26 protein-coding genes are annotated in these 22,069 nt (G+C 65.2%); 9 read left to right on the top strand and 17 right to left on the bottom strand.

Going from position 1 to position 22,069, the window contains the following annotated elements:
• Positions 1–9: 9 nt before the first annotated feature.
• From GA566_RS24865 to GA566_RS24850, 4 genes are all read right to left on the bottom strand, one after another.
• Complete coding sequence (locus GA566_RS24865) at positions 10–507, bottom strand: MarR family winged helix-turn-helix transcriptional regulator (RefSeq protein ID WP_137925454.1); 498 nt, start codon at positions 505–507, stop codon at positions 10–12.
• A 96-nt stretch (positions 508–603) separates the two neighbouring features.
• Positions 604–2,628: a DUF3488 and DUF4129 domain-containing transglutaminase family protein gene (locus GA566_RS24860; RefSeq protein ID WP_160474320.1), complete on the bottom strand. Its 2,025-nt coding sequence runs from the start codon at positions 2,626–2,628 to the stop codon at positions 604–606.
• Positions 2,625–3,650 (bottom strand): DUF58 domain-containing protein, encoded by a 1,026-nt coding sequence (locus tag GA566_RS24855; protein ID WP_160474319.1) that lies wholly within the window; start codon positions 3,648–3,650, stop codon positions 2,625–2,627. The genes GA566_RS24860 and GA566_RS24855 overlap by 4 nt, the downstream gene beginning before the upstream one ends.
• A 21-nt stretch (positions 3,651–3,671) precedes the next feature.
• On the bottom strand, positions 3,672–4,583 hold the full coding sequence (locus GA566_RS24850; protein WP_160474318.1) for a MoxR family ATPase: 912 nt from the start codon (positions 4,581–4,583) through the stop codon (positions 3,672–3,674).
• Positions 4,584–4,834: 251 nt separating this feature from the next.
• Between GA566_RS24850 and GA566_RS24845 the strand changes: the two genes are divergently transcribed.
• On the top strand, positions 4,835–5,680 hold the full coding sequence (locus tag GA566_RS24845; protein ID WP_137925458.1) for a phytanoyl-CoA dioxygenase family protein: 846 nt from the start codon (positions 4,835–4,837) through the stop codon (positions 5,678–5,680).
• 80 nt (positions 5,681–5,760) lie between these two features.
• Here GA566_RS24845 and GA566_RS32995 read toward each other — a convergent pair whose 3' ends face one another.
• The 7 genes from GA566_RS32995 to GA566_RS24815 form a co-directional block, all read right to left on the bottom strand.
• On the bottom strand, positions 5,761–5,928 hold the full coding sequence (locus tag GA566_RS32995) for a hypothetical protein (RefSeq protein ID WP_202126864.1): 168 nt from the start codon (positions 5,926–5,928) through the stop codon (positions 5,761–5,763).
• A gap of 108 nt (positions 5,929–6,036) precedes the next feature.
• Positions 6,037–6,750 carry a GntR family transcriptional regulator gene (locus GA566_RS24840; RefSeq protein ID WP_160474317.1) on the bottom strand — a complete coding sequence of 238 codons (714 nt, stop codon included), beginning with the start codon at positions 6,748–6,750 and terminating at the stop codon, positions 6,037–6,039.
• 118 nt (positions 6,751–6,868) lie between these two features.
• Positions 6,869–7,873, bottom strand: coding sequence for a 2Fe-2S iron-sulfur cluster-binding protein (locus tag GA566_RS24835; protein WP_160474316.1), 1,005 nt, complete (start codon positions 7,871–7,873; stop codon positions 6,869–6,871).
• A 13-nt stretch (positions 7,874–7,886) separates the two neighbouring features.
• Positions 7,887–8,366, bottom strand: coding sequence for a heme-binding protein (locus GA566_RS24830; protein ID WP_160474315.1), 480 nt, complete (start codon positions 8,364–8,366; stop codon positions 7,887–7,889).
• 2 nt (positions 8,367–8,368) lie between these two features.
• Positions 8,369–9,817, bottom strand: coding sequence for an aldehyde dehydrogenase family protein (locus tag GA566_RS24825; RefSeq protein ID WP_160474314.1), 1,449 nt, complete (start codon positions 9,815–9,817; stop codon positions 8,369–8,371).
• Positions 9,818–9,912: 95 nt separating this feature from the next.
• Complete coding sequence (locus tag GA566_RS24820) at positions 9,913–10,638, bottom strand: TenA family transcriptional regulator (protein WP_137925463.1); 726 nt, start codon at positions 10,636–10,638, stop codon at positions 9,913–9,915.
• Positions 10,639–10,756: 118 nt separating this feature from the next.
• Positions 10,757–11,686: an ornithine cyclodeaminase family protein gene (locus GA566_RS24815; RefSeq protein ID WP_160474313.1), complete on the bottom strand. Its 930-nt coding sequence runs from the start codon at positions 11,684–11,686 to the stop codon at positions 10,757–10,759.
• A 341-nt stretch (positions 11,687–12,027) separates the two neighbouring features.
• On the opposite strand from GA566_RS24815, the gene GA566_RS24810 reads away from it, so the two are divergent.
• From GA566_RS24810 to GA566_RS24795, 4 genes are read left to right on the top strand one after another with little or no spacing between them, the layout of a single operon-like run.
• Complete coding sequence (locus GA566_RS24810; RefSeq protein ID WP_160474312.1) at positions 12,028–13,566, top strand: hypothetical protein; 1,539 nt, start codon at positions 12,028–12,030, stop codon at positions 13,564–13,566.
• Positions 13,567–13,596: 30 nt separating this feature from the next.
• Entirely contained in the window at positions 13,597–13,941 is a 345-nt protein-coding gene (locus GA566_RS24805) for a 2Fe-2S iron-sulfur cluster-binding protein (RefSeq protein ID WP_160474311.1), read from the top strand.
• A gap of 1 nt (position 13,942) precedes the next feature.
• Complete coding sequence (locus GA566_RS24800) at positions 13,943–14,257, top strand: ferredoxin (RefSeq protein ID WP_137925467.1); 315 nt, start codon at positions 13,943–13,945, stop codon at positions 14,255–14,257.
• Entirely contained in the window at positions 14,257–14,604 is a 348-nt protein-coding gene (locus GA566_RS24795; RefSeq protein ID WP_137925524.1) for a 2Fe-2S iron-sulfur cluster-binding protein, read from the top strand. The genes GA566_RS24800 and GA566_RS24795 overlap by 1 nt, the downstream gene beginning before the upstream one ends.
• A 78-nt stretch (positions 14,605–14,682) precedes the next feature.
• Here GA566_RS24795 and GA566_RS24790 read toward each other — a convergent pair whose 3' ends face one another.
• Positions 14,683–15,504 (bottom strand): IclR family transcriptional regulator, encoded by an 822-nt coding sequence (locus GA566_RS24790; protein WP_137925468.1) that lies wholly within the window; start codon positions 15,502–15,504, stop codon positions 14,683–14,685.
• Positions 15,505–15,680: 176 nt separating this feature from the next.
• On the opposite strand from GA566_RS24790, the gene GA566_RS24785 reads away from it, so the two are divergent.
• Positions 15,681–16,592: a LysR family transcriptional regulator gene (locus tag GA566_RS24785; protein ID WP_137925469.1), complete on the top strand. Its 912-nt coding sequence runs from the start codon at positions 15,681–15,683 to the stop codon at positions 16,590–16,592.
• A gap of 113 nt (positions 16,593–16,705) precedes the next feature.
• Here the strand turns inward: GA566_RS24785 and GA566_RS24780 are convergent, their stop codons facing one another.
• On the bottom strand, positions 16,706–16,978 hold the full coding sequence (locus GA566_RS24780) for a hypothetical protein (RefSeq protein ID WP_160474310.1): 273 nt from the start codon (positions 16,976–16,978) through the stop codon (positions 16,706–16,708).
• 198 nt (positions 16,979–17,176) lie between these two features.
• Positions 17,177–17,728 (bottom strand): YggT family protein, encoded by a 552-nt coding sequence (locus GA566_RS24775; RefSeq protein ID WP_137925471.1) that lies wholly within the window; start codon positions 17,726–17,728, stop codon positions 17,177–17,179.
• Positions 17,729–17,925: 197 nt separating this feature from the next.
• Here GA566_RS24775 and GA566_RS24770 point away from each other — a divergent pair, with 197 nt between their 5' ends.
• Together GA566_RS24770 and GA566_RS24765 are read left to right on the top strand one after the other, a co-directional pair.
• Complete coding sequence (locus GA566_RS24770) at positions 17,926–18,414, top strand: MarR family winged helix-turn-helix transcriptional regulator (protein ID WP_160474309.1); 489 nt, start codon at positions 17,926–17,928, stop codon at positions 18,412–18,414.
• Positions 18,415–18,569: 155 nt separating this feature from the next.
• Positions 18,570–19,337, top strand: coding sequence for a glycine zipper 2TM domain-containing protein (locus GA566_RS24765; RefSeq protein WP_160474308.1), 768 nt, complete (start codon positions 18,570–18,572; stop codon positions 19,335–19,337).
• A gap of 70 nt (positions 19,338–19,407) precedes the next feature.
• Here the strand turns inward: GA566_RS24765 and GA566_RS24760 are convergent, their stop codons facing one another.
• The 3 genes from GA566_RS24760 to GA566_RS24750 form a co-directional block, all read right to left on the bottom strand.
• Positions 19,408–20,133: a dienelactone hydrolase family protein gene (locus tag GA566_RS24760; protein ID WP_160474307.1), complete on the bottom strand. Its 726-nt coding sequence runs from the start codon at positions 20,131–20,133 to the stop codon at positions 19,408–19,410.
• Between the two features lie 195 nt (positions 20,134–20,328).
• Entirely contained in the window at positions 20,329–20,742 is a 414-nt protein-coding gene (locus GA566_RS24755) for a hypothetical protein (RefSeq protein WP_137925475.1), read from the bottom strand.
• Positions 20,743–21,029: 287 nt separating this feature from the next.
• Complete coding sequence (locus GA566_RS24750) at positions 21,030–21,602, bottom strand: phospholipase D family protein (protein ID WP_237380633.1); 573 nt, start codon at positions 21,600–21,602, stop codon at positions 21,030–21,032.
• Positions 21,603–21,848: 246 nt separating this feature from the next.
• Between GA566_RS24750 and GA566_RS24745 the strand changes: the two genes are divergently transcribed.
• The gene (locus GA566_RS24745; RefSeq protein ID WP_137925477.1) at positions 21,849–22,055 is read left to right on the top strand and encodes a dodecin; all 207 of its coding nucleotides are present in this window, start codon (positions 21,849–21,851) and stop codon (positions 22,053–22,055) included.
• The last annotated feature ends 14 nt before the right edge of the window (positions 22,056–22,069 follow it).

The raw sequence follows: 22,069 nt of genomic DNA, 5'->3' as shown, positions 1-22,069 counted from the left end.
TTGCCACATTCACGGCTTGGCCGCCTCCAGCTCGGCGAGGTGGCTATGGAGCGTGGTCAGCCCGCGGATAGTCGTAGCCAGTTCCGTCTTGCCGAGCGGCCCCCATGCCTCGGCATAGGCCGCATGCACGACGGGCACCGCGCGTTTCAGCAAGGCACGCGCAGCAGGCGTCAGACTCAGTTCGAGGCTGCGGCGGTCATGGGCGGCCGGCTTGCGTCGCACCAGTCCGCGCGTTTCCAGTCCATCGACAAGCCGTGTCATCTGCGTGCGCGTGGCATCGATCGACATGCCGAGTTCGGACGGCATGGTGGGCTCGCTGGCGTCGATGGCGAGCATGCTGATCACCAGGTACTGGTTCAGGTCCAGATCATAGGGGGCGAGCGCACGTTCGATATGCTGGCGCATCAGTCGAGCCGAGCGCAGCAACAGGCGTGAGGCGAGAATCAGGTCGCGTGGCGCGTCGGGATTGTCCGCGCAAAAACGGTCGATGCGGCGTTCAAACGACATGTTATTTCATTCGTAATAGTTACGAATGAAACTATATGCCTCGTCATGCCGATCGGCAAGGCATCGCTGCATAGACAGATTGATCGGCTGGCCGAACTATCTGAGCGCGGCAGCGAGCTCGCGCAGTGCCGCGCGCAGGCGCGCGGCGGACCTGGCGGCCTGATCAGCATCACCATTCGCCAATCCGTAGCGCCAGTCGACGTAGCCATCTGTGAAGGCACGCACCGCCGTTGCCGCGCGGGGGAGGGCGGTTGCGGCGCGGGTGCCGAAGTCGATGGGCCCTTCGGAGACGCCTCGCGTGCAACCGTGGCGCGCAAGCGTCGCGCAGAAGCGCTCGTAGAGCGCCTGCACCGGTTCCACGCGGCGACGTCGCAGCCACATCGGGAGCAGAGCCAAGAGGCTCAACACCGCCATGCCCACTGCCAGCACGCTGGGCAACTGATTGCCGAGTCCCGCCAGTTCGAGCAGTCGCTGCTGCTGGCCGCGATCGTAATCGAGGACCCAGCGCTGCCAGCGATAGGTCAGGCCGTCGATGCCCCAGCGGATGTCACGCAGCCAGCCGGGCGCGCGCAGATCGCGCAAGGCGCCGATTTCTTCGCCGGCCAGCGCCGCGTCCACGCCATCTTCCACGCGGCTCGGTGCCACGGCGCTGGTGGGGTCCACCCGCACCCAGCCCCGGTCTTGCAGCCATACTTCGGCCCATGCATGCGCGTCGGATTGCCGGATGACGTAGTGCTTGCCGACGGGGTTGTACTCGCCACCCTGGTAGCCGGTCACCACGCGGGCGGGCACGCCGCCGGCGCGCATCAGGAACACGAAGCTGCTGGCGTAGTGCTCGCAGAAGCCCCGTCGGGTATCGAATATGAAGCTGTCCACCTGCTGGTCGCCGAGCAGCGGGGGCGACAACGTATAGGCGAACGGCGACGATGCGAACAACCGCATTGCGGCCTGCACGCGCTGCCACGGATCGGCGTACTCGCGCGCCCAGTCGGCGGCCAGGGCGCGGCTGCGCGGATTGCCTTCCGGCAGCGCAAGGGAAAGCCGCAGCGTGCGCCGCGTCAGTGGCTGGGGCGCGCCACCCAGCGTCGACTGTGCGCGGTATCGGAGGGTGCGTTCCACGGGCGTGCGTGCGAAGAATTCGTCGTCGGCGGACGAGCGTGCGCCCAGATTCTCCGAGATGGCCACGCCACGGTCCAGCAGATAGAGCCACGGCTTGTGCGTGGGTTCGAGCGTGACGTTGTACTCGCGCACGTCCGGGGCGAGCGGCGCAGCGCCCTCGTCTCCCTCATCGACGAGCGAGGGTGCTTCACGCAATGGTGGATTGGTATCGAGCCGCCACACCTGCCCGTCGTACTCCCACATCACCAGCGCACGCCAGTAGAGCGCGCTGGCGGGCAGGGGATCGCCGACGATGTCGGCGCGAAATGCCACATCGGGCGAGCGGATCAGATGACCGATGCTGCCGGGCTTCATCGTGTCGCCGATGCCCATGCGTCCGGTAGGTTCCGACTGCGGCAGGCGCCACAGCGGATGATCGAGGCGCGGAAACAGTACGAACAGGCACAGCGCCCATGGCAGGCCGAACAGCGCCATGCGGCCGAGCAGCGGCCAGATGGCAAGCCGCTCGCGGGCTTCGGGATGATGGAACAGCAGCCAGTTGCGCAAGATCCACGCGCCGATGGCCATGCTGTAGAGCGCCAGCCAGAAAGGCTGTTCCGCCAGATACAGCGTGAGCAGAAGATAGAAGGAGAGTTGCGTGACCAGCGTGGCATCGGCCAGCGCGCGTGTCTCCATCAACTTGAGGATGACAAAGGCCGCGAGCAGCGCCACGCAGAGTTCGCGGCCCAGGCTGCCGCCCGCCTGCCAGACCAGCGCGGCGGCGATGACGAGTACCAGCATGGCCGTCACGCCAATCATCAGCTTCGATGGCAGCGGCGCCCGCTGCCGCCACAACAGCCAGCGCCAGCCGAGCAGCAACAGGAGCAGCAGGCTGATCGACACGGGCAGCGTGCGGGCCTGGGGCACGAGCACCAGCGCTAGCTGGCCGATCAGCATGCCGTGCTCCTGATGGCCGAGCGGGCGTGGCGGTGCCTTTGTCGTCTTGGTTGCCCGGGCCGTCATGACGCGCGCCGCTCCGGCCACAGCGCCAGGGCTTCCAGGCAAGAGCGGCGATGGGCAGCGCCGTGGCCGGGCGGGATTTCCACGCCCGGCAGGCGCAGGCCGATGTCCACGCTGTCACCCGCCGACACCAGCCACGCGCAGAGCCGTGAGAGTCGCGCTTCGGTATCCATCGACACCGGCAGCGTGTGCCAGTCGATCCAGCACGCAAGCGGTTGAGGCATCTGGCCGGTGCGGCTCATCCAGCGGCCCGTGCGGGCACTGTGCTTCCAGGCGATGCGATGCAGGGGGTCGCCGGGGCGATATTTGCGGAGCTGGTCAATGCCATCCTCCGCGGCCGTGGTGACCGCGCCTTCGTCGTCATCGCCGGGGCCCGACATCTGCGGCAGCGGTGGCGCATGGCGCTCGGGCGCAGGATAGACGATGGTCGCCAGCGGGAAATCCGCATAGCTCCACACGTGGAACATGCCGAACGGGAAGCGGCTGAACAGCGTAACGCGCGGCAATGCGAGTCTCCCGCGTTGCTGCGCCGGAAGGCGAATCGACAGCGTACCCTCGTTGCCTTGCGTGCCTCCGAGTGTCAGCGAGACCGCATCGACCGCGTCCGACGATGCGCAGCGCGCTTCGATACCGATGCGCGCCAGGCCATCGTGCTGCCGCGCGTACAGCACGAAGACTGCCGCGTCTCCGGCGAAGGCCGGGGCCACAGGACCGGCCGAAAGTTCGAGGTCGAGCAGGTTGCGATAGGCCATCCACATGCAGGACATGCCGATGCCGACCAGCAGGAATGTCAGCGCGAAGCCCAGGCTGATGTTGTAGTTCAGCGAGGTGGTCAGCATCGCCAGCAGCAGCACGACAAAGCCGAGTCCGCTGCGGGTGGGCAGGATATAGAGATGACGGCGGTCGAGCCTGATCACGCCGTTGACGGGCGGGCGTGGGCGGCGCGGCCACCTCGACGATGTGCGTGCGGAGGTAGTCGGTCGTATCGAGCCGCGTGGATCGGGCACCGCCGGGGCGCGTCGCATGGTTGCGGAAGGGAAATCCGGTCAGGGAATCGCCACGCCCGCCAGCAGACGGTCGAGGGCTGTGGTCGGCTGGCCGGACGGCAGCAACCTGTGCGCGGCCACCGGCACGAACACTGCCTGGATATCTTCAGGGATCACCATTTCGCGTTGGTGCAGCAGTGCCCAGGCGCGGGCGCAGGCCAGTAGCGACAGCCCGGCGCGCGGCGAGAGTCCTGCAATGAAACCCGATTCGTTGCGCGTGGCCTGTACCAGTGCGAGCGCGTAGTCCACCAGCGCGGGACTCGCGTAGACGCGGCCTACCGCCGCCTGCAGTGCCACGACCTGTTCCGCGTCCATCACCGCCGTGACTTCCGGCTTGGCGGTGCCGCCGAGATACAGCACGCGCTCGAAGGCGGGGTCGGGATAGCCGAGCGAGATGCGCATCGCAAACCGGTCAAGCTGGGATTCGGGCAACGCGTGGGTGCCAACCTGTTCGAGCGGATTCTGCGTGGCGATCACGAAGAACGGCGCCGGCAACGCGTGGGTCACGCCGTCGTGCGTGACCTGGCGTTCGGCCATGGCTTCGAGCAGCGCGCTTTGCGTCTTCGGCGGTGCGCGGTTGATTTCGTCGGCCAGTACAAGTTGAGCGAAGACCGGGCCGCGATGGAATCGGAAATCGCTGGATTCACGGTTGAACACCGATACGCCGATCAGGTCAGCCGGCAGCAGGTCACTGGTGAACTGCACGCGCCGATACTGCAAGCCCAATGTTTGCGCCAGCGCATGGGCCAGCGTGGTCTTGCCTACGCCGGGCACGTCCTCCAGCAGCAGGTGGCCGCCAGCGAGCATGCATGCCAGCGCCAGTCGGAGTTGGCGGGGTTTGCCCAGCACGATGCGGCCTAGCTGGTTCTGGGCCTCGGCAAGCGAGGCGGTAATGCGAGGTCGGGCAGTCACGATGGCGGCATCAGTAGGGTTGGCGATGTCGTTCGGTGCAGCAGGGTCGGGCCATTGTAGCGGCGGTAACGGCGCATGGGTCGCATTGGACCGTGGGTTTCCGCACCATGATCGAGGCGTTGGAGTGGGCGGGCGGGCCGATATCTCACCGCATTTGGCTGGACGGCGATGTCGACTCGCACCGGATCGCGCCGGTTCTGGCATCATCGGCCTGTTAGCAGCTGCCACTTTCAGAAAAGTCTTACCCTGCAATGACTGCCTCGCCATCGCGCGCCGCTCAGGCGTCCGCCTCCCTCGATTTCGATTGTTCCGCGCCGCTGGCTGATCAGGCGGCATTGGCCAGCCTGGCCCGCGAGTTTCAGGCTGGCGGCTATATCGTGCTGCGTAACTTTGCCAGCGAGGCCACCTGCGCCGCGCTGGAAACCGTGACGCGCCAGCATCTGGCGGCGGCGGCACCGCCGGTCGAGTTCGAGGCCGATCTTGGCTACCCTGGGGCGCCGGCCACGCGGCAGGCCGAAGGCGGCCATACGGTGCGCCGGTTGCGCCAGGCATACGGCCGCGACGAAGCCTTCCGACGCTGGGCCAGCGATCCGCAACTGCTGGCCACGGTGGAGGCACTATTGGGCGAGCCGACTCGCCTGACGCTGGCACATCACAACTGCGTGATGACAAAGCATCCGCACTTCGGCAGCCAGACCGGCTGGCACCGCGATACGCGCTATTGGTCGTTCGTGAAACCCGAATTGGTCACGGTGTGGCTGGCGCTGGGCGATGAAGACGAGCGCAACGGCGTGCTGCGCGTGATCCCGGCGTCGCATCGCGCGAAACTCGACCCGGCCCAGCTCGATCCCGCCGAATTCCTCATCGAAGCGCACCCGAACAGCCAGGCGCTGCTCAAGGGCGCGATGCCGCTGGCGCTGCATCGTGGCGACGTTCTGATGTTCGACAGCCGGCTGTTCCACGCGGCAGGGCGCAACGATTCGGAAGCGGTCAAGCTGTCGGTGGCGTTTGCCTACTTTGGCGCCAGCAACCGGCCCATCAGTGGATCGCGCTCGGCGGAGTTCGGCAGTGTGGAGATGCCACCGTCGGCGCTGTGACCTCGAACTGAACGAAAAAAAGCCGCCTCATGTTTGAAGGCGGCTTTTCTTTTGCCGAGGCGCAGAGCTTTCGAGCTGGCTCAGACAGCTTTCCGTCGATCGGACGTGCCGCGGAACAGTGCGACGAGATCGGCAAAGCGGAAGGGCAGCAGCGGCGTGGCGTGCCGGATGGCATCACGGCGTGCGAAGTGGCTCAGGAGCTGCTCGCCCACCGGACGGTCGAAGTACGAAGCCTCCGGGTAGTTCATGGTTAATCCCCATTGTGGTCACAAAACGCAGACAGTATACACTTCGATGGTGCACTGCGCCATTTCGTGGTGCGTAATGGGGTGTTGCGTGGTGCGTGGGCGAAGCGCCTAGCTTTGCTCGCCGCCTTCCGCCTGCATCGATTCCACGGCCTTGGCGGCGCTGAAAACATGCCGCGTGGCCAGCAGCGCGGCCAGGTCGGCGTCGCCGGCAATGACGGCCTGGAGGATCTGCGCGTGCTCGTCCCAGTTGGTGCGTGCGCGGCTCATGTTGGCCGGCGCGAAGAGCAGCGCGGTGCGTTCGCGCAGCGAGCGCATCATGTCCTGCAGCACGCTGTTGGCAGCGATGTTGCCAAGCACTTCGTGAAAGCGCGAGTTCAGTTCGACAAAGCGTTCGGTCTGGCCGGTGTTCACGGCCTCGTTCCCCTCCCTGAGTACCTGCTCGATTTCCGCGATCAGCGCCGGGTCGCGGCGCTGCGCGGCCAGCTTGGCGTTGAGCCCTTCGAGCGTGGCGCGTACCTCGACCATTTCCCGCGCGATGTTGGGCGACAGTCGGGCCACCGAGGCCCCCCGGCGCGGCTCGATGCGCACCAGCCCTTCGGCGGCCAGCGCGCGCAGCGCTTCGCGCACCGGAATGCGGGACACGCCAAGTTCGAGCGAGAGGGTGTTTTCGACGAGCCGTTCGCCTTGTTCGTACTGACCGCCAAGGATGCGCTGGCGCAGGGTGTCGGTCACAAGTGCGAAGAGCGGGGAATGCTGGGCGCCCAGGCTGGTGGCCGGTGCGTCAGGATTCGGCTTGAGGGCACTGGCGGTGGCGTCGTTCATGGTCGGGATCGGCCGTCGGAATACTGGGAAACGCCGTAGCGATGGCCACGGCTGGAATGCCGCTATTGTATACCGTCCCTACTTCATGCAGACATAGGGTAGACATCCACCCGCCCGATCAGCCGCCTCCGTGCTGGAACGTGAACCCGTCCGCGCGAAGGAAGGGCACCTGCGCGCCCAGCGCCATGAAGGTCTGCTTGGCGTCGTGGATCATGTTCGGTGACCCGCACAGGTAGATTGCATGCTCGGAGAGGTCGCCCAGGTCCGCGGCGACCGCGTCGTGCACATAGCCGCGTCGCCCATGCCACGTATCGTCGCCGCGCGACAGCACCGGCACGTATTGAAAGTCGTAAAGCCGCTCGCCCCAACTAGCGATTTCCTCGTGCAGATAGAGGTCCGCTGCGGTGCGCATACCCCAGTAGAGCCAGACAGGCGGGCAGTCGGGGTCGTCCATCAGGGATTCGAGCATGCTCTTGATCGGCGCGAGGCCGGTGCCCGTGGCCACCATCAGCAGCGGGCGATAGTCCTCCTTGTGCAGGCTGAAGCTGCCATGCGGGATTTCCACGTCGAGCGTGTCGCCAGCATGCAGACGCGGCAACTGTTGCGACGTGAATCGTCCATTGGCGATCTGCCTGACGTGGAAGTCGACGACGTTGCCATTCGGTGCCGATGCCATCGAGAAACTGCGATGGGTGCCATCCTCCAGCAGCACCTTGAGGTATTGCCCAGGCGCGAAGTCGAACGGTTCGTCATCGGGCAGCGCGAGTTGCAGGTGCAGTACGTCGGGCCCGAGCGGCGAGACTGCGCGCACCGTGGTGGTAGTGCGCCGGGCAGGTGCCAGATTGCTCGCTTCACGCGCGGTGCTGAGGACGAGGTCGCCATCGGGCCGTGCCTGGCAGGCCAGCGCGTAGCCGTCGGCGGCCTCGGCCTCGGACAGTCCCATCGGAAAATCCTCGTAAGAGACCGACCCCTGCACCACGCGCACGCGGCAGGTGCCGCAGCCGCCGAACGTGCATTCGTGGGCCAGGTCCACGCCGCTGCGCAACGCGGCGTCCAGTACCGATTCGCCTGGGGCCACCATGAAGACCTGCTGTGTTTCCGCGATCTCTACGCGATGGGACATGACCCCTCCTTCCTTATTTCTTGATGTCGGCTTGCGCCAGCACGGTCAGGTCTTCGGCGGCCAGCAGGTCGCGCAGCGCTTCGAGCGCCGCCACGCCGCAGGCGGTGTCTTGCTCGCCGTTGCCACCGGAGAGGCCCACGCCGCCGATCACTTCGCCGTTGACCACGATCGGGTAGCCGCCCACGAACACGGCGAACTTGCCGTCGAAGCTCCACTGGATGCCGAAGGCTTCGTTGCCGGGCAGGGCGGGGCCATTCGGCGCCGTGTTGAACAGATGCGTGGAGCGCTTGTGGCCGGCGGCCGTAAACGCCTTGTTCCACGCGATTTGCGGGCCGGTGATGCGCGCGCCGTCCATGCGTTCGAGCAGCAGCGGATAGCCGCCGTCATCGACGATGCAGATGGATTCCAGCACGCCGATTTCCTCGGCCTTGCGAACGGCGGCGGCCACCATGTGGCGGGCTTCCCGCAGTTCGAGCTTGATGGCTTTCTTCATGGTTAAACCCCTTGGTAGATGGTCTTGATCTGCGTGTAGAAGTCCAGCCCGGCGCGGCCCGATTCGCGGAACGTCGAGGTGCTGGAGCGCTTCAGGCCGCCGAACGGCGCATTGACGAGATTGCCCGTCGTGGTGCGGTTGATCTTGACGGTGCCCGATTCGATATCGCGCGCGAAGTCGTGCATGTAGCGCGGATTGCGCGTGGCGATGGCGGCGGACAACCCGTACTCGGTGTCGTTGGCCGTGGCGATGGCCTCGGCATAGCTGTTCACCTCGATGATCGCCAGCACCGGGCCGAAGATCTCCTCGCGTGCAATGCGCATGGACTGCGTGACATCGGTGAACACGGCCGGCGACACGTAGTAGCCGTGCGCGAAATCGCCGTCGGTCAGATGCTCGCCGCCGCACAGCAGCGTGGCTTCCTGCTTGCCGGTTTTGATATAGCCGAGCACTGTGTCGAGTTGCTTGCGCGTGGCAAGCGGGCCGAGGTCCATGCCCGGCGTCGGGCCACTGCCGATCTTCAGCGCCTTGACCTTGCTGACGAGCTTTTCCGTGAACGCCTGCTTCACCTCGCGCATGACCAGGATGCGACTCGTGCCTGTGCATGCCTGGCCGGACAGCGACAGGCCGCCCTTGATGGCGAGATCCACGGCGCGGTCCAGATCGGCGTCTTCCATCACGATCAGCGGATTCTTGCCGCCCAGTTCCATCTGCGTGCGCGTGGTCATCGGCGCGGAGCGGTGAATCTGCTCGCCGGCTGCGGTCGATCCCGTGAACGACACGGCGCGCACCGCGCGGCTTTCGACGATGGTCGGACCCACTTCGGCGGCGCTGCCGGTGATGAAATTCAGCACGCCTTTGGGGATGCCAGCGCGCACGAAGGCTTCGGCCAGGCGATAGCCGGACAGCGGCGCGTCCGACGATGGCTTGAAGACTACGGTGTTGCCCGTGATCAGCGCCGGGGCGATCTTGCGGGCTGGAATCGAAACCGGGAAGTTCCACGGCGAGATCACGGTCACCACGCCCAGCGGTTCGCGCTGGCTGTAGACCAGCATGTCCGGATCATCGTTCGGATAGCTCTCACCGCCAAAGGTCTGGCCTTCCACCGCGTAGAAACGCAGCGTTTGCGCCGAGCGCATGACTTCGTCGCGCGCCAGGTTCAGCGCCTTGCCTTCCTCGCGTGTCAGTTCGGCGGCAATGGTGTCGGCGTTGGCTTCCAGATGCGCGGCGGCATCGTTGAGGATCTTCGCGCGCTTGCCGATCGGCGTTTTTTTCCAGCCATCGAACGCGGCGGCTGCGGCGGAGACGGCGGCAGCGGCGTCGCGCGCATCGGAGGCGGCATGGCGGCTCACGATGTCGCGCGTGTCAGCCGGATTGACGTTCTCCAGCGTGCGGCCGCTGGTGCTATCACACCATTCGCCGTCGATGTAGTTGCGGTACGTCTCGGTCATTGTGGGGCTCTGTCGAGGGACTCTGGGGATGCGTGGACCGGACGCCGGCGCATGGGCGCGGCATCCGGCGTGGGGCAATGCCGTAAGGTGACCGCTCAGGCGGCCACAGCCTCGGCCCCAGTCTTCACGTCGACGTAGTCGTAGTACAGGGCCGTGGTGTACAGCAGCCGCATCTGCGCGCCGATCTCGCAGATCTTCAGGCAGCGCGCCTGCAGCTCGGGCGTGTTGGCGTGCTCGAGCACGATCTGATAGCCGCGCTCGCCGTGGATTTCGTCGGAGACGATATGGAGGTCGAAGAACTCCACTTCCTCGTCGGTGAAGCCGTACTTTTCGCGCAGCGTGGGGGTTTGCTTGCGGTAGATCGACGGCACCTGCGACTCCAGGCCCACTACGAGGCCGGCAACAGCGACTACCGGGTCTTCGCGCATTGCCACGGCGTAGCACCAGCTTTGCAGGCCGCGCGTGGTGGGCGACATGTTGTCGGGGCTCACCACACGTTCGCGCGTGGTGCCGCAGGCTTCGGCAAAGCGGATCAGCAGGTCGGTGTGGCGATCGCCGCCGATCTCTTCCTCGTACATGTTGGCCAGCAGGAAGTCCTTGGCCTCGGTCATGTGGTCGGGCGTGCGCGCATAGATGTAGGCGAGGTAGTCGGCGAACGGGCCCACGTAGTGATAGTGGTTCTCGGCCCAGCGCGCCAGATGCTCGCGCGAGAGCGTGCCGCTGGCCCATGCCTTGCTGAACGGCGCCTGGTTGGCGCTCTTGCCCTTGATGGCGTTTTCGAGCGCAGCACGGAATTCTTCACGGTTCATCAGTTCGGCCATTTGAGGCTCCTTGTGTCTGGATCTTCTGATCGCGGGGTGGAAGGACTACTTTGTATACTTTCTACAACGTGATTCGGGCGATAAAAAACCGCGCAGCGCCGGGCTTGCGCGGTCCGGGTCAGGCGGCGAGTGCCTGCGCCGCTTCAATGCGTTGCCAGGCCACACCGGCCAGCGCCACATCCTCAAGGCCGACGCCAACTGACTTGTAAATGACGATGTCGTCGTCGGACTGGCGCACGGTGCGGGACGCCAGCAGGACTTCGGAAAGCTCGACGATCTTGCTGTCGGGCAGTGCGGACTTATCGGCCAGCACCAGATCACCGGCTTCACGCAGCGACTGCGGGCGCCACTCCACCACTACGGCGGCGGCGCGCGCCAGCAGCGTGTCGTCGAGTTCGCGCGTCTGCGGCAGGCTCGATCCGATAGCTGCGACGAAAGCGCCGGGGCGCACCAGATCGCCGGAGAACAACGGCGTGGTGGAGCGCGACGCGGTAACGATGATGTCGGCCGCCGCAGCGGCATCTTCGGGTTTGGCGAACTCGACGGAGATGCCGCACGCCTTGGCAAGGCGACTGGCAGCGCAGGTATCGGCATACGGATCGCAGATCAGGATGCGCCGCAGCGGCAGTGCAGCCGACAGTTGCAGCGCGTGCTGCACGCCCTGCGTGCCGGCGCCGAATAGCGCCAGCGTCTCGGCACCGGGACGGGCCAGTTGTTGCGCCGCCAGCACGGTGCAGGCTGCGGTGCGCAGCCGCGTGATCGCGCCCGCGTCGAACGAGGCCAGTGGGCGGCCGTCAACCGTCGAAAACAGCAGGATGACAAACGAGAACTGCCCGGCGATGGTCGTGTAGATCTTGGCGCCTGCCACTTGCTGCGTGGGGATGACCGCGCCGAGCGTGGAGAGCTTCACGCCGCCCGCCTCTGTCCGGATGCGTTCCTGCATGGCGGCGTCGCCCTGGCCAAAGCTGCGGAAGGCTTCGCGCATCGCGCCCTGGGCGTCGGCGGCGGTGACGTGGCGGTCGATCATCGCGTCGGTGATATGGAGCATCGTGGGGACGTCCTCGAATGGCGTGGGAACAATTTAGTATACAGTCTACACACGATTCCAGAAAACGCCAGTGGGTTTTTTCACCATGACATCCTGCGCCGGGCTGGTGCCGTGTGCCCGGAAACCGTGCTGCCATGCGGTTCTTCCGGGGTATTCGCGCACCCATCGGGGGATTTCCCTAGATCCGGCAATTTTTGCTTGTTCCGGGAACCTGTCGGGATATAGTATACAAATTGGTAGCAGACAAAAACGAGCAGGCGGAGAGCCGCTCAGGTTTCGGCTTCAGATTCAGAACATTCTTATACCGCCCCCACAAGGGCCTCCATGATCAGGGGAGCCTCATGCATCAAACCGTAGAGATCGGCCTGGCCCATTGGGTGTATCTGCTAGGCGTGGCAGTGATCGTCTTGACGATGATCCTGCGAGCCAACGTTGTGGTGCCGTCGATTGTCGGTACTTTCCTCGTCATCCTGGCGATTACCGGTAACCCGGTCAGTGCGCTCGGGGGCATCTTCTCCGCCAGCCTTGTGGCGGCCAAGGAGTTGTTCAACATCTTCCTGGTCATTGCGTTCATGACCGCGCTACTCAACGCGTTGAAGACCCTGCGCTCGGATATCCGCATGGTCGAGCCGTTCCGCGTGGTGATGAAGAACGGGCATAGCGCGTACTTCATCCTGGCGGGCATTACCTATGTGATCTCGCTGTTCTTCTGGCCCACGCCGGCGGTGCCGCTGGTGTCGGCAATTTTGCTGCCAGCCGCTATCGCCGCGGGTTTGCCGCCGCTGGCGGGTGCCATGGCGATTGCCATCGCTGGGCAGGGCATGGCGCTGTCGTCGGACTATGTGATTGGCGTGGCGCCGGGTATCAGCGCCAAGGCGGCGGGCGCGGCGGTCAGCGCAGCCGTGGTAGCGGATCGTGCGCTGGTGCTGTCGGTGATTACCGGTGCCATCGCACTGACGCTGGCGTACCTGTCGATGCGGCGCCATATCGTGCCGGCCAACGGCGCGTTGCTGGATCGCTGGCAAGCGCGCGCATCAGGCAGCGATGCGGCCGTCGAAGCGACCGGCACGTTCGACAAGGCCGAGATTGCACGCGGCACGTCGCATGAGGAGCCGCTGGTCACCGACGCCAACATCGAAAGCAGTCTGGCCATGGTGGCCAAGCGCCGCGTGAAGTGGTCAAAGTTCTTTGCCGTGCTGACGCCGATTGCGTTTCTCTGCGTGGTCACGCTGATGGTGCTGCCGAAGATTTCATCCGGAGCCGGTGATCTCAAGGGCGGTGCGGCAGCGGCATTGGTGGGCGGCGTGGCGGCGGTGCTGATGATGCTGGCCACGCTGGCCGCCGAGGGCCCGCGCCGGATGCTCGACGTCTGCCCCGAGCACATCACGGACGGCTTCGTGTTCGCGTTCAAGGCGATGGGTTCGGTGCTGCCGATTGCGGGATTCTTCTTTGTCGGCGCCGGTGAGACCGCCGCGCAGATTCTCGGTGTGGATGCCGGCAAGGCGCCCAGCCTGCTGTTCGAATTGATCCAGGCCTACCAGCACATGATTCCGGACAACCACGTGCTGGTGGCGTTCGGTGTGCTGCTCGTCGGCATGATCACCGGTATCGATGGCTCGGGCTTTGCCGGGTTGCCGCTGACCGGCACGCTGGCCGGGGCGCTGGGTCCGGTGGTGGGATTCGATTCCGCCACGCTCGCGGCCGTGGGCCAGATGGGCGCGGTGTGGACCGGTGGCGGCACGCTGATCGCATGGTCGTCGCTGATTGCCGTGGCCGGGTTTGCGCGGGTGCCGGTGCTCGATGCCGTGCGCGCGCTGCTGCTGCCGGTGCTCGCCGGACTGTTCGTGTCGACGATCTGCGCAATGCTGATCTGGCACTGATCCCAACTCACTGAACTCAAGCAGAACGCCATGCCGAAAGTTGTCTTCCACAAGAATGGACAGGTGTACGTGGACGAGGTCAAGCCGGAGACCAACATCGTGGTGCGCGCCGGCATCAAGCAGTTTCCGTATCCGAACCTGCGCTACGAGTGCGGCATGGGCAAATGCTCCAAGTGCGCGTGCCGCGTGCTGGCGGGCGCCGAGCACCTGCCGCCGCCGAACTGGAAAGAGAAAAAGCAACTGGGCGAGCGGCTGGAGCAGGGGTTCCGGCTGACCTGCCAGCTCTGGCTCACGCACGATATCGAACTGGAGCAGCCGGAGCAGGCGGAGTCATCGCCGCAGGTTCAGGTGGCTCTGCCGGCCAGGGCTGTCTGACATGTTCGTGATCCTGACCAGCAAGCCCGGCCAGTTCCGCACCGAGGCCGTACCCGGCGTGGTGCCCGTGGAAACCTGGGAATACCTGTTCTACGGGCGCCCGAAGGCCACCTTCGTGATCGCGGTGCTGGAGGACGCGCCGGCTTCCACGAAGGTGCGCGTGATCGACGAGACGGACGGCCCCGACGCCGCGCCCGTGGTCAACCACGTACCCGTCAAATTTCTGGAGCGCTTCGACACGCTCGACGCTGCCCACGCCGCGCTTCGGCAACTGGCGCACTTTGGCAGCATGGATCTTTCACTGAGGAAACAATGATGCAGGCGGACACCGCAGCGGACACCAAAGCGCCCGTGCAGGCGCGCACCGTCGCTATCACCTTCCTGACCAACGCCGGCAAGACCGTCACCGCGCCAGAGAACAGCAACCTGCTGCGCGTATCGCTGCGCGAGCAGGGCGGCATCCCGTTCAAATGCGGCGGCGGCATCTGCGGCACGTGCAAGTGCAAGGTCGAGAAAGGGCTGGAACATACCGACGCCGTGAAGCCGAAGGAGCGCAAGCACCTGACCGAAGAGGATCTGCAGGCTGGCTATCGGATGGCTTGCCAGACGTTTGTGAAGGGGGATGTGGCGGTGTCGTGGGAGCCGAGGGTGGGGCCGCGGTGACGCGTTCCTCTCGCCGCTGGTTTTGCTCCCCTCTCCCGCATGCGGGAGAGGGGAGAAAACCAGCAGGCGGTATTTGAGTTACGTCCTCAACCCCACCATCGCCGAAATCTTCTCGGCGGCTTCCTGCAGCGGAGGCAGGAACTGGTCCACCATTTCCTGGGCGCTCGTGCGGTTGGCCTGGCCACTGATATTGATGGCAGCGATCACCTGGCCGGACCGGTTGCGGATGGGCGCGGCCAGCGATACCAGTCCTTCTTCCAGTTCCTGATCGTTCTGCGCCCAGCCCCGTGCGCGGATATCGGCGATCAGCGTCTTCAGCCGGGCGGGGTCGGTGACTGTGCGCCGCGTACGCGGTTGCAGGTCCGACGCCTGCAGCACGGCATCGAGTTCCTCGGCGTTCAGCCCCGACAGCAGCACGCGACCCATTGACGAGCAATAGGCAGGCAGCCGGCTGCCGATCGACAGGTTGATGGTCATGATCTTGCGCGCCGGCACGCGCAGCACGTAGACGATCTCGGTGCCGTCGAGCACGGAGATCGAGCAGCTTTCGTGCACGGATTGCGAGAGCGATTCCATGACCGGCTCGGCCAGATTCCAGAACGGCATCGAGGTCAGGTACGCGAAGCCCAGGTCCAGGATCTTGGGCGTGAGGCGGAACAGCCGTCCGTCGTTCCGAACGTAGCCCAGGCCCACCAGCGTCAGCAGGATGCGGCGGGCGCCAGCGCGCGTCAGGCCGCTGGCCTGGGCGATCTCGGTCAGGGTCTGCGCCGGATGGCTGGCATCGAATGCGCGGATCACCGACAGGCCGCGCGCGAACGACTGGACGTAACTGTCGCTGGGCTTCTCGCCGGAGATGGCGGCCGGTGCGTCGGGCAGTGCGGGATCGGCTGGATTCGCCATGTATCGGAAGGACTCGGAAAGGATTCGGGAAGGCCGAAAGGGTAGAGGAAATGTGCGGGCTTTGCCAGTCTGGCGCCGGGTCGAAGATGTCTGCCGCATAATGTGCGTCCGCACATTGCCGCATCCTACGGCAACAGGCGGTCACGACAATAGTGTCTGGCAAGGGAAACGGGTCTGTGAACGAGACAATCCAGTGGAACGATTGGGAGGCTTTCTGTTGTGTGGTGGAGCAGGGCACGTTCACGGCGGCTGCCGCGACGCTGGACTGCCCCAAATCACGCGTATCGGCGGCGGTGATCCGCCTGGAAACAGCGATCGGCGCCAAGCTGCTGGAGCGCACCACGCGCCGTATGCGGCTCACCGACGCCGGAGGCGCCGTGTATCGCGATGTCGCGCCGCTATTTGCCCGCCTGCGTGAAATCCGCCAGGAGACGCTGGCACGCGAGGAACGCGTGCAGGGCATGCTCCGCATCGCCACGCCTTACGAATTCGGCGCCCAGCAATTGGGCGGCGTCATCTGCCGCACGCTGGCGGCCCACCCGGCGCTCGATATCACCGTGGAAATCGCACAGGGGCTGGTCGATCCGATCCGCGAGGGCTTTGACATCGCCTTTGTCACGGTGGATGCAGACCTGCCCGACTCCGGCACCATCGCGCGCCGGATCTGGCACGTGGAGCGCGGCCTGGTGGCGGCGCCGTCGCTGGCGGCCAGCCTGCCCGCCCAGATGGTGCCGGAAGACCTCTCGAACATGCCCACACTGGCCACGCCGGGCGCCTCGGTCTGGGAATTCTCAAGAAACGGATCGCGCGTGCAGGTGCCGATCCGTCCACGTATGCAGACCTATAACGCCGAATTGCGCATGCAGGCGGCGCTGGCCGGGCTGGGCATCGCGCGGGTGCCGATGACGGCTGCGGGAACGGAGATTGCGCAGGGCAGGCTGGTGCGGGTGATGCCGGATTACCCGTTGCCGCCGCTGAGGGTGTTTGCGCTACTGCCCGACCGACGGCTCCAGCCGCGCAAGGTGCGCGCGTTCATGGAAGCCATCGAATCGATGATGGGGGAAGATCTCGACGACCTCGGGCAGTAACTTGCGTGTGTGGACCGGGTCTACCGGTCAGGCGTGGCAGGGGCACCACGCCGAACCTGCTGGTGCGCCCGATGGCAGTCGGGGCATGCAGGTGAGCGCTGGATCAGGAGAGATCAGGCGCCTTCGCTGAAAACGTCGCGCTTCTCGGTCACGCCGCGGGCGCCTTCCGAGTACACATCGCGCTTTTCGGTGACGCTGCGGGCGCCTTCGGTGAACACGTCACGCTTTTCGGTCACGCTGCGGGCGCCGTCGAGGTACGGGTCGATCTTGCGGCCGATGCTGCCGTCGAGGCGGGCCAGATCGGATACGGATTGCGAAGCTTGGGCGGCAGTGGCAGCGGCCGACAGGCCGATGGCGCAGATCAGGGAGAGAGCGAGGGTCTTCATGGTTGTGCTGTTCCTACTTATTGGCATGAACGCGGTGGTTCCGCGCTGGCTGTAATGTAGGCTTCGACACCCCCCCGAAAAAGGGTGATTCCTCGACACTCTGTCCAACTGACCGAACAATACGGGTTAACCCTTGGGGTTCATTCCGTGATACGGTGGCGCCCCGCCACCGGGCGCGCCACGCAGGTTAGTACATGCTCACACCACGCCGCGACTGAGCCCGGCGATGACCATCAACAGGATCTGCGCCACCACGAACAGCACCAGCGGCGAGAGATCGAAACCGCCCAGGCGCGGCATCACGCGCTGGATCGGGCGCAGCAGCGGCGCGGTCAGATGCCAGATGGGTCCGGCCAGCGGGGATTGCGGATTCACCCACGAGAGCACCGCCATCAGCAGCGTGACCCACATGACCATGCTGATGGCCCACTTGAGCATGGTCAGCAGGGCCAGCGCGAGGATGGCGGGCAGGAAGGACACCGGATCGGCGCCCAGAATCAGCGTGCGGCAGACCAGGAACGCGACCGCGGTGAGGTAGACCGACACCACGGTAGCCCAGTCGATACCGCCGATGCCAGGCAGGATGCGGCGCAGCGGACGCACGATCCAGTCGGTGACCTGGAATACCCCCTGCGATACGGGGTTGCGCGAGGGCAGCCGGGTGAGTTGCATCCACAGGCGCAGCAGCAGTGCCATGCCGAAGAGGGTAAAGACGGTATCTAGCAGGAACAGGACGATTTCCGTGAACATCGGGCGGATTTCCCTTTCAGGCGTGTTGAGGTGTGACTTGGCGACAGGGTGTCGGCGACCGCACAGATTCTGCCATACCGGCCTGACGGGCTTGCGGCAAAAATACCACCCGTATGCGCGTCAACGCACCGGGCGTAAATTCCGCTGCTCCTATAATGGCGCCCGAACCAGTGATCTCCGCGTCCCGTTTAGTGCTCATGTCCCGAAAGCCCGCCGCAAAATCAGCCAGCAAGTCTGCCTCCAGGCCAGCCGCACCCGAGGTCGCCCTCGGCAAGGAGGATTTCGAAGCCCTGTCCGATTTTCGCTACCAGCTTCGCCGCTTCCTGCGGTTTTCCGAAGACGCCGCCCAGGCCGAAGGCGTGACCGTGCAGCAGTACCTGTTGATGCTGCACATCCGGGGCAGCCGGGAGAAGAACTGGGCGTCGATCGGCGAGCTGGCCGAGCGCCTGCAGGCCAAGCAGCATGGCGTGGTGGCACTGGTGAATCGCTGCGAGGCAGCCGGGCTGGTGACACGCCGGGTGAATCCCGACGACCGGCGCGTGGTGCAGATCCACCTGCTGACCAAGGGCGAGCGCTGCCTGAATCGCCTGGCCACGCTGCATCGTGCGGAACTCGAATCGCTGCGCGGCGCCTTCCGTGTGGCGCGCATCACCGCGTTCAACGACGACGAATCCGAACGCGGCTGACGCTTGACTGCGGAATCCGGCGTAGCGTTACAGCCGGTTACCCAACACAATCTCCGGTGACACCTGCCTGTGGAGAGCGGCTCTAGACTGCCGCCCAATATCCACATGCCCTCATTCTGCGGGCGATTCTGCGCGCAGGCGCCGGAGCTTCGATCATGTCCATCCCGTCCCATCCGGCTCAACCGACTCGCCCGTCGGCGCGCCGGGGTCTTCGTCCAGCCTTTCGCACCGCCGCAATTGCTGCGCTGGCTGCCAGCGTGCTGGGCGGCTGTGCCGTGCCTTACGGTGCAGGGTACGGCGATGGCTACCAGACGGGCTATCAGACCGGTGCGATCACGGGTGCAGCGACGGGCTATGGCGGATATGGTGGCTATGGCAATGCTGGCTACGACCAGGGAACGTCAGGCACGCAAATCAGCGGCACCGCCCAGCCAGGCTATCCGCAATCCTCCTATCCCCAATCGTCGTATCCGCAGCAACCGGCTTATCCGCAGCAGCCCGGCTACGACCAATATGGCTATCCGCAACAGCCACAACCGCAGCAACCGGGACAGGGCAGCTACTACGGTCAGTCCGATCCCTATGCGGTGCGCTATGGCTGGGTGGAGTCGATCGAACAACTGGGCGGGCAACCGGCCGACACCAGCGGTGCCGGCGCGGTCATTGGCGGGGTGGTGGGCGGCCTGCTCGGCCATCAGGTCGGTGGCGGACGCGGCAACACCGTGGCGACCATCGGCGGCGCGGTAGCCGGTGCGCTGGCGGGCAACGAAGTGGAGAAGCGCTCCAGCACCAGCCCTGCCGCGTTCCGCGTCCGTGTGCGCACGCAGGACAACGGCTATCTGACGCTGACGCAGGGCAGCCCGTACAACATGCGTATCGGCGATCGGGTCAAGGTGCAGAACGGAGTGGCGATGCCGTATTGATGACGGTGCCGTCTGCAACAAAAAAGCCCGGCTCACAAGCCGGGCTTTTGTTTTCCGCTCGTCGAGCGTTTCAGGCCAACGCATTTGCCAGGAACACCAGCGCCCGCCCGTGCGCCAGCGCCGCCGCGCGCTGGTTGTACGAACCACGCGCCCAGCAGTTGAAGCCGTGATCGGCCTGGTCGTAGACGAAGACTTCGGTGCCGCGCTTGCCAGCCACTGCCTGGCGGACCTTTTCCACGTCCTCTTGCGGAATGTGAGCGTCGATGGCGCCGTAGTGGAACTGCACGGGCACGTTGAGCGCCGTGGCTTCGTGCAGATGATTGTGAATGCCGCCGCCGTAGTAAGGCACCGCTGCGTCCACCAGTCCGCGTGCAGCAGCGAGGAACGATGTGAGTCCGCCAAAGCAGTAGCCCACGGCCGCCACCTTGCCGCCCTGGCCGATCTCGTTGCGCAGGGCGCTGACCGTGGCGGCGATATCGCCAAGGGTGTCTTCAAGGTTGACGGCCTTGTACAACGTCATGGCCTTTTCCCAGTCTGGTCCGGTGTAGCCCAGTTCCACGTGCGGTTGGGAGCGCCAGAACACGTCGGGGGCGAGTACCACGTAGCCGTCGGCGGCGTACTGGTCGGCCACGGAGCGGATATGTTCGTTCACGCCGAAGATTTCCTGCACGAGCACGATGCCGGGGCCGCCGGGTTGCTTGCCGGCCGGGGGCAGGCTCAGGTACGCGTCGAAGCTGCCAGCGGCGGTGTCGATCTTGATCCAGCGGCTGTTGGGATTGTTGGGCGTGGTGGTCATGGTTCCGCAGACTCCGGGAGGGGAATGGAAGCGCAAGTGTGCCACTGCGGCGGCGATCGTGCAGGGTCAGCGCGAAAGCCGTCGCACAAAAAAATATGCCGGCTCCGCGGGGCGGTAGCCGGCATGGCGGCCGCCCGGAGGCGGCTCAGTACAGCTTGATCAGTACAGCTTGATCGCTACGTTCCGTGCCGAGGCTTACCAGCGCATCTGCACGTTCTTGTCTCCGGTGGCAACCGTCGTACGCTTCGACGTGCCCTCGTAGGTGGCTACTACCTGATACGACGCATGCGGGCCCCGGATCAGGCAGCGCGGGCCGGTCGAGGTGAACTCCGCCACCTGCTTGCCGTTGCGCATCAGCTTCACGTTGACGTCCGAGAGAAACTCGCCGCGTCCGCCCTGCGTGAACAGCAGGCCCATGTCGTAGTGACGCGCCTCGGCGCGCATCTCGGCCTGTTCGTCTGCAGCCACGCCGCCACAGACGTAGGTGAACGGTCCGGCCGTCGATGTTGTCATGTCCGCCTGCGCGGGCATCGACAGACCTAGTGCCACCGCAGCCGCGCCAGCGGCGCACCACAGGCGCCTACGGATTGCTGGATTTTCGGTTTGCATCGCTTCCTCCTGCCTCGGGTTGGCGGGATGGCGCGACACAGGCCATGCGGCAGGTGCATGGCCGGGCAACAACCAACAACTTGTCGCGCGGCATCCGCAGATACGTTACCCGTAGTAGATACCGCGGTGCAGCAGGTCGTCTGTCAGCGTTTGACTGATCTTCCTGCGGGAAGACGTCGGGGCATGCGCGAATTAGCGGGGTGTTCGGACCGCAATCGTCCGGCCACGCCGCGTATGAGAGGCGCTGCTCACTTGGCGCCCCTATGGTGTTCCCGGATTGGCCCGCTTCAATACGCCGAGGACTTGCCGTAACGCGTGCGCCAGTTGTCCGAGTACGCCTTCACCACCGCGCTGTCGCCGCGAATCAGCATGCCGTTCTCGGCATTGCGCTCCTCGGCGGATTTCGTGAAGTTGAACGATCCGGTGAACACGGCCTGCTCGTCGAACACCATCACCTTGTTATGGGCGATGGCCGGCTTGGTATCGATAACGACGGCGATGCCCGCGTTCTTGAGGAAGGTGGCGCTTGTGTAACGTTCGGACGACTGGCTCTTGTCAACAATGACACGAACGTCCACGCCACGCTGGTGGGCTTCCACCACGGCCTTGGCAATCTCCTTGTTGGTGAAGGAGTACGCCTGAATCAGCAACTGGCGGCGCGTGCGATGAATGGCATCGACGATCATGTCCTGGCAACTCGGGCCGTCAGGCACGAAGCACAGTGTGTACGTGCTGCCTGCAGCGAACTGGCTGGTCTGCGGGCGCGGCTCGGTCAACGTGCGGGTCAGGTGCTCCAGCGTGGAGACGGTGCGGGCCTGGGCGGTGCCCGCTGCGGATGCGATGGCGAGCAGGCCGGCCATAGCAAGCCGCCTGTATCGAGGCAAGGAAAGAAACATCGGGTAACAGGATGAGGGAGGGGAGGGACAGGCAATCGAGGGCACGCAGCGTAACAGGCACCAACCCCGGTCCGCAACAGAAAGTCGGGAACTGCATGCATGCCTTGGGACTCGATCCAGCAGGTGCCTATGATGAAGGCATGCCGTGCGACGCTTTCCTGTGGAGCGTCGTGTCCGAACCTCGTTATCCAATACTGCTGGAGACCCGATATGACCAACCACACCTACAAGCTGGTCGAGATCGTCGGCACGTCGCCCGATGGCAACGATGCCGCGATTCGCAATGCGCTGGCCAAGGCCGGCGAGACCATCAAGCACATCGACTGGTTCGAGGTGCTGGAAATGCGCGGCCATGTTACCGATGGCAAGATCGCGCATTTCCAGGTCACGCTCAAGATAGGCTTCCGCGTGAACTGACCCGCCGCATCGGC

The sequence above is a fragment of the Cupriavidus sp. SW-Y-13 genome (assembly GCF_009793345.1).
Taxonomy (GTDB): domain Bacteria; phylum Pseudomonadota; class Gammaproteobacteria; order Burkholderiales; family Burkholderiaceae; genus Cupriavidus.
The sequence above is the reverse complement of the archived record's forward strand: the minus strand, read 5'-3'. Positions and strand labels throughout refer to the sequence as shown.